This is a genomic window from Rosettibacter firmus (assembly GCF_036860695.1).
In the GTDB taxonomy this organism is placed as follows: domain Bacteria; phylum Bacteroidota; class Ignavibacteria; order Ignavibacteriales; family Melioribacteraceae; genus Rosettibacter; species Rosettibacter firmus.
In genome coordinates, this window is sequence record NZ_JAYKGJ010000001.1 from 1,232,276 (window position 1) to 1,250,484 (window position 18,209).

The window sequence follows — 18,209 nt, forward strand, 5'->3', positions numbered from 1 at the left end:
GTTTTTTTGACGAGTAATTCATTATTAACAATAATTAAGAATATGTTCTTAACAAAGATATCCAATTTTTTACATTTATTATTGAAAAAACTAAAAGGCTGTCCTAAAAGTAATTAAATAAAAATGACATCCTTATTTTCTATAATGCATTTAGAATAGAAAGAAAAGAATTACTTTTAAGACAACCTTAATTCATTCAATAAGCAACATTTTTTTTGTATCAGAAAAATTTCCGGCTTGGATTCTATAATAATAAACTCCTGCGGATAATTTAGAACCATCAAATATTACATCATACTTACCGGGATGTTTCACACCGTTAACTAATGTTTTTATTTCTCTACCAAGTATATCATAAACTTTTATTGTAACATAATTAATTGTAGACAATCGATAACTTATTATTGTTTGAGGATTAAAAGGATTGGGATAATTTTGAAAAAGTTGAGTTTCTCTATTCAATAAATTTTTTTCTGTCTCTTTAATTGAAACATTAATACCTGGCTCAATCAAAATAAATTGAACTGAACGGGCAGGAGAATTAAATTTGATTCCACCATTTGAATTATAAGCAAAAGCAGGAATGGTTTCTAAATTCTCAAGGGGTCCCCATGCTTTGCCAGTAGGTTCAAACTGATTTATAAAAACATATTGAGAAAAATCGGGATTGTCTGTACCACCAGTTAGAGAATAAATGTAATAATCTCCAAAACCAAAATTTAATGGTTTAATTTCTGCTAACAAATCACTTTTCGATTTATTAATAACAGTTAAACCAAGATGTCCTGAACTAAAAATTGTTGCATAAGCAAGTAAATCACTATTTCCGGTTACCGAAGCATTAACAGAATGGTCGCCAGTAAATTTTTGTAAATAATAAATGTAATAGAAATCAGGTCTCGGATTCCATTTGGGGATTGATGTATTATTTCCCCTGTAAAACATACCATCACTTTCCCAATTTGCAAGTAACCATCGACAACTCATTGAATAATTTAATTTAATAAACTCATTAAATAGAATTACAGCTTGCATACCATTGATAATAGAAGTTTTTCCTAAATCACTTCCTGATTGATCCATATTCCATTCAGTTATTGCAACTGGTTTTAAATATGCATTTTTCTTAGTGATATCAAGTTTAATAAAATCCATCATCTGTTTAGGAACTTGAGAAGCAATATCGAGGAGCGACTTAGCATTTGAGTTTTTACCAAAGTAATTATGAATTACATAAAAATCTGCAGCATCACCAATTTCTTTAAATACACCTTCGTTCCATTTTCTATCTGCAACATTCCAGCTATTTGTTCCATCGAAATGAAGAATTTGTGCTCCTATATAAATTTTGTTATCTCTTTCTGCAGCAGCTTTTCGCATCGAATCAGCAAATACTTTAAAATGTTTCCCGTATAATTCACCTGTTATAATTTCTGGTTGACCATCCTTATTAAGCGATGTATCTATTCTCCACCCAGCTTCCCATGGGCCACCATTTTCATTCCCAATTTCCCAGAATTTAGTTCGTCCATCATCATATCTAACCCATTGAGCTGCATAGTGAGCTGCCTGAGCTACGGGATCTTCACCAGTTCCATAACGAGCATAGCTATAATTGATAGTAATCAATCCATCGGTTGCAACTTCATCTAAAATTCTATAATAATTATCTACAGTAGTAGGCCAGCTATTTTTTCCAAATTGTGGTGTAAAATTAATCCATTTATTTTGATTACCATCCCAAACAGTAGGAGGTATATTTTCAGCTTTTCCATCCCAGAAAAAAATATCTGACCAGCTTCCACCTGGATAACGAATGAGTGTTGGCGAAAGCATTTGAACCTGTCTTACGAATACAGGATCGTTTATAGGATCGTTTCCTATCCATGCTGCAAGTGCATTACCGAATATATATTTTGATATTCTCCCGAGTGTATCTGCAACATTTACTGTTATTGTAACAGAGGGATTTCCTTCTGGTTTTTCTTTTGATATAAAAGGAGGAATTTCTGCATATTTTAATTCAGAATTTTCGAGAAAGCAATTTGATATTTGCTGAGCAGTTGTATTCAGTAATAAACCAAAGAAGAAAATGATTGATAATTTTTTAATCATTCTTAATTTTCTCCAGAATTTGAATCTACCTGGTTTCCAGTTCAATTGTTGAAGGTAATAAATTTTCTGATTTTGCTGTTAACTTAATTTTACCTGGTTTCTCATTTGATTGAATAACAACCAAACACAATCCATTAAAAGCTCTTCTGTAATTTGCTTTAAATGGTTCGTGACTTGTCTGGCTTCCGTTATCCACACCAATAATTTTTCCTTCACCTTCAATTTCAAAATTCACAAGGTTATCTGCATATGGAACAAGTGTATTATTTTCGTCAAGTATTTTTACTGTTACAAAAGATAAATCTTTTCCATCGGCTTTAATAATTTTACGATCGGCTTCAAGTGCAATTTTATAAGGTTCTTTTGCTGTTTTAATTTCTCTTACAAGAATCTCTTTCCCATTTTTTCTTCCGATTGCTTTAAGCACACCTGGACTAAATTTAATTCGCCACATTAAATGTAAGTCATCTCCCGTTTTTCTTTTAGTACCAAGTGAATTTCCATTAAGAAATAATTCAACTTCATCACAATTTGTATAAGCCCATACATCAATAATTTGACCTTCTTTCCAGTTCCAGTGAGGGAAAACATGAAGGACAGGTTTATCTGTCCATTCACTCTGGTACATGTAATAAACATCTTTTGGAAAACCAGCTAAATCAACAATTCCAAAATAAGAACTTCTTGATGGCCATGAATATGGTGTTGGTTCGCCGAGATAATCAAAGCCAGTCCATATAAACATTCCAGAAAGAAAATCATGTTTCTTAATTATTTTCCAGGTTTCTTCGTGAGTTGAACCCCAGGGGGCACTACAATTATCATATGCAGAACAAGTATTATCTGGATTTCCATCTTCGAGTGGTAAATCCCATCTCTTTGGCCAGCGTCTTATACTATCTGATGGCATATCATAATGTCCACGAGTAGCAAGTGCAGATGTAGTTTCTGTTGCAATAAATTTTTTACCTGGATAAGTTTTGGGAAATTCTTCAAATAAATGATGATGATAATTAAAACCAATTAAGTCAAGCACATCAGCTTTTATTAATGGATTTTCTGGTTCAGGTCCATTACATGCTGCTGTAACTGGACGAGTAGGATCAAGATTTTTTACAATTTTTGTTAATTCTTTTGTTAGAACTATACCAATGCTATCATCTCTAATCCATTGTTCCATAACTTCGTTACCAATACTCCATATAAAAATCGAAGGATGATTTCTATCACGCAATATCATATCTTCCAGATCTCGCTTATACCATTTATCCCAATCCATTGCATAGTCGTATTCTGTTTTTTTAGTTTTCCACATATCAAAAGCTTCGTCCATTACAATAAAACCCATTTTATCACAAAGATTTAAGAGTTCTGGTGCAGGAGGATTATGTGATGTTCTTATTGCATTTACTCCCATCGCCTTCATTATTTCTAATTGTCTTTCAATTGCTCTTTCGTTAATTGCAGCACCAAGACAACCTAAATCATGATGATTGCACACTCCTTTTATCTTAACATGTTTTCCATTTAAGAAAAATCCTTTTTGAGGATGAAATTCAAAAGTTCTGATACCAAAAGTTGTTTCATAATCATCAAATATTTTTCCTTCTACTTCGATGATAGTTAGAGCTTTATAAAGTTCTGGATTTTCGATTGACCATAATTCTGGATTTGCAATTTCTATTTCTTGATTTATCACTGCTACAGAATCTGATTTGATTTCTTTAAGAGTTTCTGATTCTGCTACAATTTTATCTTTGCTATTAATTATTCTTGTCTTAACACCAACAGGAATAATTTTATCATAACGATTTCTCACTTTAATTTGAATTGATACTTTTGCATAATTTTTATTAACAACAGGTGTTGTAATATATGTGCCCCAGTGATCAACAAAGACTTTATTTGTTTTTACAAGCCAAACATTTCTATATATACCTGAGCCAGAATACCATCGTGAATTTGGTTGAAGTGAATTATCTACTTTTACAGCAATAATATTTTTCTCACCAAATTTTAGATATGGTGTAAGTTCATATCTGAAAGAGCTATAACCATAGGGACGTTTACCAAGATAATTTCCATTAATCCAGACTTCGCTATTACGATAGACACCATCAAAATCAATAAAAAATAATTTTTCTTTATCGTCGCTGGATACAAAAAAAGATTTTCTATACCAGCCAATTCCACCAGGAAGAGCTCCACCACCAGGAGTTGCAGGATGATCTTTACTAAATTCTCCTTCAATGCTCCAATCATGAGGTAAGTTTAGCAATCGCCAATTATTATCATTTAGGGAAGGATCGTTACCATTTGCAATATCACCAAGATGAAATTTCCAGTCTTTACAGAAATTTTCGACTATTCTAATTTTAGTTTGTGCATTGATTGTAAATACAAATAGTAATAAAAAAATTACAATAAAAAATTTTTTCATAGTGCCTTCTTAATTATTGTTTAATTTGATGATAACTTTTTTTCCATTGTAATTAACTTTGAAATCCGGATCTTTTTGAAAATCGATAATCTCTGGTTTTTCTTTGCTAACATACACGATTTCAAATATTCTATTCTTCAACATGCCGGGGAAACTGCCACTTCTTTTTTCTATAGTTAATGTTTTATCACTTTCTTTATAAATAAATTCAATTGTTGAGTATAGACCTTTTTCATAATTGTAGTTTATATTTTCATCTTCATAAAGAGTAAAAGAAGCATCTTTTCCTGTGTAAATATAAAGTCTGATTGGATTTGCTGGTTTTTCATCTGAGTATTGAATTTCGGGACCAAATGGAATTATAGAGCCTTCTTTAACAAAGATTGGCAAATCTTCATAAGGTGCATTTGCAATAATAGTTTGTCCACCATCAAAAAATTTTCCTGTGTGAAAATCATACCAGCCATATCCAGCAGGAAGATAAACTTTTCTTTGACGAGCTTTATATTCTGTAACAGGATTAATTAAAAGCGATGGACCAAACATAAATTGGTCAGAAATATTTAGAACATTTTTATCGTAACCAAAATCCATAATCAATGCACGCATTATTGTATAGTCTTTATGTGTAACCATTCCTGTAAGAGAATAGATGTATGGCATTAATCTATAACGAAGTTTATCGTACTTAAGCATGGATTGATAAGCTGGATGATTTTCTGGAGCTATATTAAACATTTCACGATAAGGATATTGACCATGAACTCTGAACAATGGACAAAAAGCACCAAACTGAAACCATCTTGTATTTAATTCACGCCATTCATCGAGATCTTTTTCGGTTGGATTTTCAAATCTTGGTTCAACTGCAAAGCCGCCAATATCTGTAGTCCAGTAAGGAATTCCCGAAAGAGAAAAATTTAGTCCAGCAGGAATTTGATTTTTAAGGTCAAACCAACGTGCAGCAACATCACCACTCCATGTTGCAGCAGAATATTTTTGTTGTCCAGCAAATGCTGATCGTGTTAAAATAAATACACGTTGATTTGGTTTTGTTTTTCTTTGACCTTCATATACTGCTTTTGAATTCATTAAAGAATATGTATTTAAGTATCTTGCAGAAGTCCCGAGAGCAGTTGGTCCTATTCTTAGTAACCATTCATTAAAAGAAAGATTCGATTGAAGATCTGGTTCTGTAGAATCGAGCCACCATGCATCGAATCCAAGAGAGAAAAGTTTTTTGTTAATTTGATTCCAGTAAAGTTTACGAGCTCCTTCACTATAGGGATCATAAAAAGTAGAAACATATCCTGGTCCAACCCAATCTTTTTGTCCAACTTCAACATTACGCATATAAAGCCATCCATTCTTTTTAAATTCATCAAAATGCTTTGTACCAACATAAAACTTAGGCCATACAGAAATCATTATTCTTGTATGATATTTCTCATGAAGTTCTTTAACCATTCTTTCTGGATCTGGATAACGATCTTTATCAAATTCGTGGCTACCCCATTGATCTTCTTTCCAGTAAAACCAATCCTGAACAATATTATCTAAAGGAATCTTTCTTTTACGAAATTCTTTTACAATAGATATTAATTCATCTTGAGTTTTATATCTTTCACGGCACTGCCATAGACCCATTGCCCACTTAGGCATCATGGGCACTTTACCTGTTAATTTTCTATAACCACTTATAACTTCATCTAAGTTTTGACCATAAATAAAATAATAATCAATTTGCTCGCCTACATCTGAGTATAACGACAATAATTTTTTATAATCAAGTTCTGATGGACTTAATGCTCTTAAACCAATGTAACCACCTGAATGAATCCACTCAATTTTAATTTTGTGTCTTTGACCTGGTTTTGTTTCAATATTATAAAAATGTGTCCACGGTAACCAGTTTTGACGCCATGAATCTACAATTAATGAATCATCAATCCACATTTTTGTATAACCAGAACAATATAATCTGAGTTTGTACACTCCTGAATCATTTGTTTCTAATTCACCACTCCATCTCACAGCTTTTACATTTTCATTGAAGCCTGTAGGGTAAGGATCGTTCACATCAATATGTTCATGTTCTATTTTTGATTCTATCTGAGTTGTATATAGATTTTTAAAATTCTCATCGGTGAAATATTCTGCTTTTAAGCCACCCGGATTACCAGCATCATAAAGTGTAAAGACTTTATTAATTGATTGATAATCTCTTATATCACCAAATTTTGTTCTTGAATAGTTATCCCAGAGAATTCCATAGTTTTTACTTGATACAAGAAAAGGAATAACATCAACAATGTTATATTGCCATAAATCAACATCATGACCTTTATAATTCATTACTCCATTTTGATGAGCTCCCAGACCATAAAATGCTTCATCTTCTGGTGAATCAAAAATTTGTTGAATATGAAATGTTTTTTCTCCCATTACTTCGGCGGGAGTAAATATTTTGCTAACGTTTGCATGCTCATTTAAAAGTAAATTTCCAGTTTTATCAAAAAACGAAACCTTTCCATTTTCTTTATTAATTTTTATAGTAAGCTTCGATGTAAGTATTTCAACAAAATTATCATTCTCTTTTTCTTCCCATTTAGAAAAATTCCAATCACTCTTTTCAATTATTAAACTCTTCTGATTCGAAAAAGAATTTAATGGAGTAGAAACAATTCTAACTATATTATCAGCTATCAATTGAACCTTTAGCAGGTGTAGATCAGTTTCATTTGTTTTTTTGAATTGAAATATTAATCCATCTTTTTGTTTTTCATAAGGGAAGATGGATTGAATTAACAAAAAGGTAAAAAACAGGCAGATAATTTTATTCACTTTATTTCACCTAAATTTATTTTTCAATATAATAAATCTTAATAATAAGGTGCACTAACCATTCCCATATCTACACGATAAACTGTCCATTCCTGACCTGCTGCTGTATCACCGATTATTAAATAAAGATAATTTCCATTACCCCAGTGAAATTGTTTACAGTAAGGGGGAATAATTCCTTTATAAAAATAATCAATTTGATTTGTAGATAAATCTAAAATCAGTAATGGATTTGGAGAATCTGTAGCAATAAACATTTTGCCATCAGATGAGAATGCAATATTTCTAACTGCTCTAGATGAAAATTCAGAGCTTGTGCTGAAATCAAATACTAATTCTCTTTGACCCAGACTTCCTGGATTTAGAATTGGATGTCGCCATATTTTTGCTGGTTCTTGAGTTCCTGATTTTCGTGATGCTAAATAAACATAATTATTAAACACACGAATTGCTAATATCTCATCACCAGAATAAAGTCCTGCATAACTCAATGATAAATCTGGTGCAATGATAACAAGATCAGTTCTTGTACCACCTGTATAGAAATATCCATTTTGATCGAAATCGCCAAACTTTACAACTTTTCCAGCAGGTAATCTCAACCAGTCTTTTGTTACTCCTGTATTAACATCAGTCATATCTATTGAACGATTATTGCCACACATATAAAGTTTTCCATCTGGACCAAACTTAGCATCTGTTGGTGCACGAGATGCAACTCCAACAGTAGATTTTTGACCATCTGGTGAAACCTTTATAATATTTCTTGAAGCTGTTTCAATAACAAAAACATTTTCGTTTTTATCAACTGCAATTGCACTTAATTGAAGATTTTCCAGAAACGAACCATATTTATCCAGAACCTTATCTATTTTATATGGACCATATTTAGCAACAACAAGAGCTTGATTAGGAACTACTTTGATATAGCAACCTTCAGTAACAAGATTTGGTCTTCTTACAACAATTTTATCTGGTGTTACAGATACCATTTCAGCTGTAATATTATCAAAATATACAGTGGTACCGTTAACATCAAGATTTTCACCCTGAATTGTAATTGTATTTACACCTGGTGAAGCCTGTGTGGGAATTACTTGAGTTATCTTAGGAATTGGAGCATCATTAAATTCTTTATCCCACATCGGTTCTGCAACGTCATATTTACATGCTGTTAAAAATTTTATAATTACAATGATTGATAAAAATATTGTAAATGTTTTCTTCATTTTATTCTCCCTTAACTCTAAGAGATTAACTCATAAATTTTTTAATTCTACAATGAAAATCTTGCAGTAAATCTTTGAACTTTATCAAACACACCAAATGGTGTATATGAATAATCAAATGTAAATCCATATTTAGAAATACCTAATCCATATGTAAATGCACTTTCAAAGTTATTTGACATGTAACCAACTCTAATAGAAAATGCATTAAAAATTTTATAATCTATTCCAACTTTAATCTGTTCTGGATGATCACGATGATGAGAAGCATCAACACTTAAATAAAGTGATTGATTATATGGAAGTTCGTTTATCAAATCTAATAAGTTCATTGATATTCCGAGTGTAAAAACTAATGGTGCCTGAAATCCTTCTTTTGCATATTTAACTTCACTCGAGAAATTTCTTACAGACATTCCAAATACCAAACTTTTAAATCCTGTTCTATATTGTGTACCAAAATCAAAAACAAGTGGTGATAGTTTATTTGATATTTTTTCCTGTGATGTATCAACGCCAGTGTTAATTACTGGAATTATACTTTCTCCAAGATCTTGATGAACCCATCGTATTTGACCACCAACGCTAAATTTATCACTAAGTTGTTTTGCATAACCTATGCCAATTGCAAGTGCACTCAGCTTAAATATACCAATATCATCATAACCTAAAGGAGATGCTTTATTAACTCTTGTTCCATAAAATTCACCATAATCAACACTCTGAATAGTAAAACCAATTACACCATAATTTCCATTATAAGGATTTATTGCAAGACTCAAAGTATAATGATTGATATCTGCAATCCATTTATTTGAACTTACAGATACATCAACAAATGTTTGCATATCCGACATACCAGCTGGATTAAAGAATAATGCACTTGATCCAAATTGTAAACTGGTCATTGCTTCGCCCATTGCAGAAGCTTTTGCATCTGAAACTACACTCAAGAATTGAAAACCACTTTGAGCTAATTTTTGTTTTTGTTGAGCTTGTAAAATTCCTGCAAGCACGTAAACTAAAATCAACAGGAGCTTTATAGTTTTCATTTATAATCTCCTTATCTAATTACAACAAATTTACGTATAACCGAACGGCCATCAGGAGTTTCAACATATAAAATGTAAATACCACTGGAGATAATTTGACCATACTTTGTCAGAGAATCCCACAGTTCGTCACCTGTTCCTCTTGTATGATCTTTTTCCCATATCAAATCACCTCGTTCTGTAAAAATTTTCAACTTACAAATGGGGGGTAATCCATAAAAAGCAATTCTGTCATATTGAGATTGGTCACCAAACTGGAATATTCTTGCACGTATATCATACGGATTTGGAACAACTCTAACCGAGTCAAGAGTTGATGTAACAGGTGGTCTTTGCAATGTTGCTGGTCTTGTTGTTATTGTCCAGAATGGACTGCTATAGAGTGGTTTTCCTGGTTCAACATCATTTTGAGTACCATCATCTTTAGTTTGAATATAATAATAATAATCGAAGCCACGCTTTGCAGTTTTATCGTCAAAACTATGAACTACATTAGACTTATCGCATTCAAATATTTTTTCGTATGTAGTTCTATAATCAAGAACTCTTCCTTCAGCACGATAAATCACATATCCATTAAAGTGAGGCCAAGAAGTTGCATTGTCTGCCCATTCAAGTTTAATACGATCACCTCCTGATGTAACAGTAAAAGTTTTTGGAGGTGGTGGTGGCTGAGGAATATTATAATTTGAACCATAATTTTTCATAGCACTTCTATAGCTTTTAAGTATAGAATCTTTACCTGTAAAGACCCATAATTTTTTATAAAGATTATGATTCTGAGTTTGTGAACCATCAGGTAAAATTAAAGGTGGTTTGGTAGGTGAATTATTTCGCCATTGAAGCCAGTTATTACCAATTATTCGAGCCATTTCCCATGAAAGTCCATTTACTGCTTCTGCAAATACAATTCGAATACTATCTCCATATTCAAGAGTATAAGGACCAAAACCCTGTCCCTGACTTGTACCTCCGCCTGTTTGTCTTCTGGGATCGGTATAATTTATTGGATAATCATTTCCAACTACTTCATCATGTTGACGTGGTGCATGTCCTTCGCTCATAATTTGATATCTATCTCCCATAAAAAGTTCATCATATTGACTTACATTAGCCTGCATAGCTGTTATATCAGAACTAATAAACCATGTGGTTTTTGGTTGATAAATATCATCAGTTTTATCTTTTGCACTTAAATCTGCATGAAGAGTAACAACACCTGCATACTTTGCTGAACCTAAAACACCATCTTCAGATTCATTTGGACAACCCCAATCTTCATCATAAGACACAGGTCTATCTCTATTTGGACCATACCACGAATAAAATCCTCTCATATTATAAATTGGAGAATTAGGATCTGTAAATTCAGGTGCTGTTGGATTAAAACCAAATGCATGATTGATTGTACTATTTCCCCAGGTTGAAGAAAATGCACCCCAAGTAGAACCATAACCAGAAGAAGTTACTCCTGCAAAGGCATATCTATAAACAAAGTAAAACCAGACATCTTTAAGTGTTTGTTTATAAACATCTCCCTGTCGATTATAAATTCCTGTATTTTTGAAAATATATTCATGAATCAAATAGTCATCATGATTTTGCTGAGAAAATGCATAAACTTTTTTAGTTACAGAAATACCAATTGAGGTATTAAATTTTACAATTACCATTCTATCGCATGGAAGATTTTCATCAAGACTATCGAGCACATCATAATTATCAAGTGAACCAGCTTTTTGATCATCAACTATAACAGTGGGATGCAGGTTTTTTCCAACTAATTTTATTTCTTTTTCAAAAATTTGATTTACTCTATCACTTGCATCACGTGGTCCAGAACCTATTACTTTTACACTTTTTTGTTTTTTCTCTACAGGATCATAAAAATCTTTACAACCAATCCACAACCCTCTCATTCTACATGTATTTTGATCAATACCATATAAAGCTGGCCATGATAAATAGTTAGTATTTCCCTGTGGAAATTCATTTTCATATTCAGCTCCAATTTCATTAATTGGTGTCTGGAGCTGACCAATCCTTAACCATCTTATATCCTGTGATAGTAAAGGATTGACAACGAATAAAATGAAGAATAATACTGTTATTTTAATTGTATTGTTTTTCATCTATTACCTCTTCTACTAAACTTTTATAAGTTGAAAGAAAGTCTCATTCCAAAATAAAAGCTTCTTGGATTTAAGAACCAGAATGTGGATTGATTGGGCATATCGATATATGCTTTATCTTCGAGTATTTTATTTATTCTATCTTTATCAACTTCAGACCATTGATTATTAACATATTCATAATATTTTGAAGTAGTTCCTTCAAAATAAATTACTTTTTCTTTTCCTGGTTTGTTAGGATCAATTACAGCCTGATATTCCATTGGCTGGAATTCAACGCCAGGTTTTCTATAATCTCCAACTTTATCATTGCCTGGAATGTTATCATATGCTTCGTTCTTAGGAAGATGTAACGACCTTAAATAATCCTGATCACCTGTATTCCAGAGTCTAAGTGTATTAAAGACATTATAAACATCCATAAAAATGTTAATTCTGAGTTTTCCAATATCGAATGATTTATCCAGTCTTAAAGAGGTATTAAAATTATCAACCGCTTTAACATTATATGAGACAGCGGGCAAACCTTTTGGATTCCAGGTTACATATCCTCCAGCTTGCCAGTCAACAATAACATTCAACATCCAGCCAGAAAAAATTTTATAGCCAAATACTGAAGGACCAAAATCTTCGGGTGTAAAGAAGTTCAAATTAATGCGAGCAAATGGTTGAGGAATAGGTCGATCCTGATACAGATTAACTGTTTGTTCATCCCATTGTTTTTGTAATGATGGATCATCAAAAATTTGAGAGCTACCAAAGTGACCACTTGTTCTTACGAGATAAGTATAATTAGCAAATCCCGACCACCATTTTCCACTGGTTTTTCGAAGTGTAATTTCAAAGCCTCTTGTATCTTCGTAACTATTATTTGTGGTTTTTGAATATGAAAAACCTGCAACACTTGAATTATATTGTGTAAGATCCTGCTGGTCGTAAATATCATTATAAAAAGCTGCTATCTGTAAAAATATATTTTCAGTGATTAAATAATCGAATCCCAATTCATAAGAAATTGTTTTTGCTAAAATTATATTTGGATCACCAATACTCGACATTGATTTTAGTGATGTTCTCTGAATTCTAAAAATACTTTCATATTGTGGTAATTGTTTGAAGTGACCATAATTAAAAAATAGTTTAGCATTTTCTGTTATGGGATGAGCAATTCCAAGACGAGGACTTAATTGCCATTGTGGTTTCGATTTTTCTTTAGGGAATGATCTTGTTTCGTTATACTTTGATGAATAAAAATAAATGTCGAATGGATCTGTTTTCCACCATTCTGTATTTGAATTACTATAATCAACACGTAATCCTAAATTAACTGTTAAACCTTCGAATTCAAGTTTATCCTGAGCATAAAAAGCTGCACGAATTGGATTGACTCTTTGTTGCACTCTTACAGCATAAGTTTTACCAGCAGTAGCAGAAGCAATGGTACCATAATCCAGGTTCAAATCATTATAAACAAATTCAATTCCAGTTTTTAATAAATTATTAAAATTAATTTGACTTGTTAAATCTGCTTTGATTGTAGTAGAACTAACAACACTAAAATCTCTTGCTTTAGCAACGTGCTGACCACCAGTTACAATAACACCTTTTGCATCAAATGGCCAATAACCGAACGGATTTTCATCTTCAAAAAATCCAGGAATAATTTCATATAGTTTGGAAGTATCTCGCCATCGAGTTGGTCTTACATTATAATCACTTCTAAAGTGTTCAAGTAGAACTTCGTAAAAAGTATTTGAACCCAGTGAGTGAGTAAGTTTGGCTGCAAAAGATTGATGACCAATATCTGCAAGTGAAAAATTAAAATCTGAAAATAAAGTTATTAAATCTGAAGGTGCATAAATACCACTTGCAACGCTTGCAATTTCATTTGGATATCTGGGATAGAAATATATTCCTGTAGCATCCCAGTTATGTCTGATTGTAAATTGTTTACCCACTAAAGCTGAAAGCCTTAGTTTCAAAGAGCTGGTTATATCAGAATTCAACTGGAATGTCCAGTCATAGTCTCTATAATCGGGTCTTGTAAGAGGGAACAATAACATTTCTCGATTACTTCTGTAAGAAGTAAAAAATCTTAAATCTCCAAGAGCTTTACTTATGAAAGGAACAGGACCACCAAACCCTGCATCAATTTCATAATCTGGTTGATCATTAGGTTGTTTTTTTCTTGTTTCGTACATAAAAACACGCTGAGCACCAAGAGGTGTAAGGTCGTTTGTAGGATCATTATCACTATTAAGTTTTCTGGATACTTCGTTCCATCCCATAAATTCTGGATATTGTTTTCTTGTATATTCGTCCCATGCACCAGTTCCAGTCCAGCATACTTCTGGATCATAAAACGGTCTAAAGATATAAGAATAAGGATCGTGAACATCAAGAATGCCTTCACCTTTCCAGTATTTAGGACCAGGTGGTCTATATCGCACTTGAATACTTCCACTATAAGAATGTCTGCTACCTTCTTTAGTTACAACATTAACAATACCAGAACGAACCTGGCCATATTCAGCACTAAAGCCACCTCTTTCAAGGGAAATTTCTTTAATAGAACTTAATGGAATATTAGCTGTTGGCTGATTATTTCTTGGATCTCGCAATGTAACTCCATCAAGCAGAAATAAAAGTCTATCGCTTCCACCACCACGTACACTCAAACCCTGAACGCCAGCTTGCAAACCGATTGCACCACTTACTGAATTAATAGGTAATTCTTGAACTTCATTTCCTGTAATTGCAACTACACTGGTAGCAACGTCGGGTTTAATTATTTTTCGTTCTGCTACAATAACCATAGCTCCAAGTTCAATAGCTTCCGATTCTAAAGCTGCATCAATTCTGGTAGTCTGATCTATAAATACACGAACATCGTTAATAATAAGTTTACGATAGCCGATATAAGAAATTTGGACACTATAAATACCTGGAGGGACATCAAGAATGGTATATTGCCCGAGTGCATCAGTGGATGAACCTAAAGATGTACCAATTATTATAACATTAGCACCAATCAAAGGCTCGCCGGTAGATTTATCGGTAATTTTCCCGGCGATTTTTCCTGTAATTCCAGCAAACAAAACACCCGTAGTTGCAATCGTTTGCAAAAGCATTAACAAAAAAATGTAAATAACTCTTCGCATATACAACTCCTGACTTTTATGTATTTAATCTTTTATTTTTATCTTTACTTTGAACAGGAGGTATATTTTCATTTTAAAATTAAATTTGTCAATTGAAAAATTTTTATGGCAAGGTTTATACCAGTTAATAGGCAGGTTAAATTATCATAAAAATCAGAATCAATAAAAAATATCATAAAATAATATATCGAAATGATAAAATTTTATGACTCAATCATTATCAATTTGATAATAACTCAGGTATCTTTTGAAGTCCCTTTAATTCCAAGTTTATTACACATACGATAAAAATTTGATGGTGCCATTCCAAGTAATCTTGCTGCTTCTGATTCAGATTTTGTTTTTTCACGTACAAAAGTAAAATATTTGCATCTAAAAAGTCGTTCCATATCTCGCCATTTTAATATCTTATTACCAAACCAGAATTCAGGTTCGGAGATATTTCTTACCTTGTTTGTATCTAAAATATTTAATACATCTTCCTTTCTAATAATATTCTCACACGAAATTAATAGTCTCTGTATTACATTTTGAAGTTGTCTAATATTTCCTGGCCATTCATATGACTGTAAAATTTCTATTGCATCATTTTCAATCTCTGGAACCTGCATATCCATTTGAATGGAGTATTTCTCAATAAAATATTTAGTTAATAAAGGAATATCTTCAATTCTTTCTTTCAGGGTTGGAGTATAAATGTTTATTACATTTAGACGATAAAATAGGTCTTCTCTAAATCTTTTTTCATTTACAGCTTTTTCTAAATCTACATTTGTAGCAGCAATTATTCGAACATCTACTTTAAGTGTGCCAGTTCTCCCTATTTTATCAATTTCGCCATCCTGTAATACTCTGAGTAATTTAACCTGAGACGACATTGACAATTCTGCAATTTCATCTAAAAAAATAGTTCCATTATTTGCTATTTCGAACAAACCTTTTTTCGAATTCATCGCTCCTGTAAATGACCCTTTTTCAAAACCAAATAATTCGCTTTCAATTAATTCTGAAGGAATACTTCCAGCATTTACTGTAACAAAATTTTCATACTTTCTTTTACTTAAATAATGAATATGGGTAGCTACAAGTTCTTTTCCCGTTCCAGAAGCTCCATAAATTAAAACTGTTGCATCTTTTGCAGCTGCTCTTTCTATTTGTTTAATTAAATTTTTAACTGCATTAGATTCACCAATAATCTTTTTGTCATTCAATATATTATTAATTGATTGATTTAATTGTGTATTCGATTTTGCTTTTTCCAGACTCAATCTTTTTTTCTCATAAGCATTTAAAATCGATAATAATAAATCTGTAGGTTGATAAACATAATCCTGAATGTCAGATGGATATTTAGTACAGAACCACATTGCTCCTGCTTCTATAAGTCGATTTGCAAATTCAAAATCTGTAACATTAATGGTCATTTTTGTAATAACTATTATCTGAATAAAAGGATCTATTGATTTTATCTTTCGAATTAGCTTTTCACCTGAGAGTGGACCAACAATTTGATAATCCATTATTATAACATCATACTCATTTTCATGATTGCTAATTAATTCGATTGCAGTCTGTCCATCTGCAACTACATTTTTTATAATTACCCATTGACTGAAAGGGGCTAAAGTCTTTTTAATTCGATTAACATCATAAGTTTCATCTTCGATTAATAATAGATTAATTTGTTTATTTAATTGCATCATTCACTCCTTTTTTTACTTATCATATATCAATAAGTGTGCAAAAATTTTTATGTATGTCTAATCATTAAAATAAATTTACATCCTCCCTCTGGTTTATTTTCTACATCCAGTTCCCAACCACATCTTTTAGCCATTTCATAAGCAATATAACAACCATATCCACAATTTCTTCCCTCTTCTTTTGTTGATACATTTTCAAGAAATATTTTTTTAATCCCCTGTTCATTCTTTTCGAGCAAGCTTTCGTTTATTCCTTTGCCAGTATCTTCAATATTTAAAATTGTAAGATTATTTTCTGAATCATATTTTGTGCTTATTAAAACATTAATAATATCCGTACCAGAGTGATCTATAGAATTCTGAATCAATGGTTCAATAATTTCCCAGACCACAAATTCATTTACATATATTGTTGGAAGATTTTCATCAAGGTTTAGATTTATGTTTATTGTTTTAACTGGATTTGAAATTCGTAAAAAAATATTATTTACAACAAATCTTATCAATTCATTTAAATTAGTTTTATAAATGGAATTCCTGATTGTCTGAATTGGTGGACTATACCATTTCATATCATAAATTACACGAGAAATAAAATTAGCATATTTAGAAATTCGATATTTAATTTCTTTGATATTTTTTTCATCGGCACTTTCTATATCCTCGATTATAAATCCCATAACTTTTTCGGCTTTATGATGAGTATGATAAATTCTTTTTGTAAACAAATGTTCTTTTTGTTGTGCTATTAATTTTTGAAGATGTTCTTCTCTTTCTCTATACAGCATTTCACGTGCTTCGTCTCTTTCTATAATTGTGTATGTAGAAATGTAAAACATTCCGAGTAAACCAATTAATATCAAAGAAGAAAATATTAAGACTGTCTTATTAAAGCTCGACAAAATTTGCTGACTAATAAAATTCACATCTGGTCGTACTCTTAGATAGACTGCTCCACTATATTCGCCATAAGGTACCAGCGGAATAAAAACATGAAATAAATTCTGTTCTTCTTGAAAGCTTGTTATTAATTCTGATTTCACCATTTTATTATGAAGGGAAGAATATTTAATGATGGCTTCTTTATATTTATCACTTACTGTTGTATCGAGAACCTGATGATTATAAAAATAATTATATAATTCCTGTCCTAAATCAAGTGCAATAAAATGATTATTATATGGAAGAATAACACACATTGCCTCTACATTTCTACGCATAAGTGGTTGTTTCAAAATACTATTTAATGCATGAATTAAATTTTTTACTCGATTTATTTTGTCTGTTTCACTTTCAATTGGATCTGTTTCGAGTATTAATTCAAGAGCAGAAGTAGTAAGATTTCCAATTTGTTCTGCAGAGTTTTGTTTATACCAATCCATTGTATCTGAGAGCAGATCTCTGAGTGTATTTTGCTGCAGATGTGCAACAAACACATGAAACATTATGAGTATTAAAAAAATTATAAGTATATGTTTCCAGCCAAAATGAATATCTTTAAATTTTTTCAATGCTTTCATACAAACCTATCCC

The 18,209-nt window shown here is 31.7% G+C and carries 9 protein-coding genes; all 9 read right to left on the reverse strand.

Annotation, left to right across the window (positions count from 1 at the left end; genetic code table 11):
* Positions 1-192 precede the first annotated feature (192 nt).
* Positions 193-2,115: a T9SS type A sorting domain-containing protein gene (locus tag VJY38_RS05295; protein WP_353679627.1), complete on the reverse strand. Its 1,923-nt coding sequence runs from the start codon at positions 2,113-2,115 to the stop codon at positions 193-195.
* 25 nt (positions 2,116-2,140) lie between these two features.
* Positions 2,141-4,555 (reverse strand): beta-galactosidase GalB, encoded by a 2,415-nt coding sequence (galB, locus tag VJY38_RS05300; protein WP_353679628.1) that lies wholly within the window; start codon positions 4,553-4,555, stop codon positions 2,141-2,143.
* Positions 4,556-4,564: 9 nt separating this feature from the next.
* Positions 4,565-7,399, reverse strand: coding sequence for a TIM-barrel domain-containing protein (locus VJY38_RS05305; protein ID WP_353679629.1), 2,835 nt, complete (start codon positions 7,397-7,399; stop codon positions 4,565-4,567).
* Positions 7,400-7,437: 38 nt separating this feature from the next.
* Positions 7,438-8,628 (reverse strand): IPT/TIG domain-containing protein, encoded by a 1,191-nt coding sequence (locus VJY38_RS05310; RefSeq protein WP_353679630.1) that lies wholly within the window; start codon positions 8,626-8,628, stop codon positions 7,438-7,440.
* A 47-nt stretch (positions 8,629-8,675) separates the two neighbouring features.
* Entirely contained in the window at positions 8,676-9,680 is a 1,005-nt protein-coding gene (locus VJY38_RS05315; RefSeq protein ID WP_353679631.1) for a PorV/PorQ family protein, read from the reverse strand.
* 11 nt (positions 9,681-9,691) lie between these two features.
* Positions 9,692-11,812 carry a hypothetical protein gene (locus VJY38_RS05320; RefSeq protein WP_353679632.1) on the reverse strand — a complete coding sequence of 707 codons (2,121 nt, stop codon included), beginning with the start codon at positions 11,810-11,812 and terminating at the stop codon, positions 9,692-9,694.
* A gap of 23 nt (positions 11,813-11,835) precedes the next feature.
* Positions 11,836-14,973, reverse strand: coding sequence for a TonB-dependent receptor (locus VJY38_RS05325; RefSeq protein WP_353679633.1), 3,138 nt, complete (start codon positions 14,971-14,973; stop codon positions 11,836-11,838).
* A 236-nt stretch (positions 14,974-15,209) separates the two neighbouring features.
* On the reverse strand, positions 15,210-16,676 hold the full coding sequence (locus tag VJY38_RS05330; RefSeq protein WP_353679634.1) for a sigma-54-dependent transcriptional regulator: 1,467 nt from the start codon (positions 16,674-16,676) through the stop codon (positions 15,210-15,212).
* A 47-nt stretch (positions 16,677-16,723) separates the two neighbouring features.
* Positions 16,724-18,196, reverse strand: coding sequence for a sensor histidine kinase (locus VJY38_RS05335; RefSeq protein WP_353679635.1), 1,473 nt, complete (start codon positions 18,194-18,196; stop codon positions 16,724-16,726).
* Between the last annotated feature and the right edge of the window lie 13 nt (positions 18,197-18,209).

Bases quoted from the DNA above. Each gene is read 5' to 3' on its own strand.
- VJY38_RS05335 (WP_353679635.1), bottom strand. From the start codon at position 18,196: ATGAAAGCATTGAAAAAATTTAAAGATATTCATTTTGGCTGGAAACAT.
- VJY38_RS05330 (WP_353679634.1), bottom strand. From the start codon at position 16,676: ATGATGCAATTAAATAAACAAATTAATCTATTATTAATCGAAGATGAA.
- VJY38_RS05325 (WP_353679633.1), bottom strand. From the start codon at position 14,973: ATGCGAAGAGTTATTTACATTTTTTTGTTAATGCTTTTGCAAACGATT.
- VJY38_RS05320 (WP_353679632.1), bottom strand. From the start codon at position 11,812: ATGAAAAACAATACAATTAAAATAACAGTATTATTCTTCATTTTATTC.
- galB (WP_353679628.1), bottom strand. From the start codon at position 4,555: ATGAAAAAATTTTTTATTGTAATTTTTTTATTACTATTTGTATTTACA.
- VJY38_RS05310 (WP_353679630.1), bottom strand. From the start codon at position 8,628: ATGAAGAAAACATTTACAATATTTTTATCAATCATTGTAATTATAAAA.
- VJY38_RS05295 (WP_353679627.1), bottom strand. From the start codon at position 2,115: ATGATTAAAAAATTATCAATCATTTTCTTCTTTGGTTTATTACTGAAT.
- VJY38_RS05315 (WP_353679631.1), bottom strand. From the start codon at position 9,680: ATGAAAACTATAAAGCTCCTGTTGATTTTAGTTTACGTGCTTGCAGGA.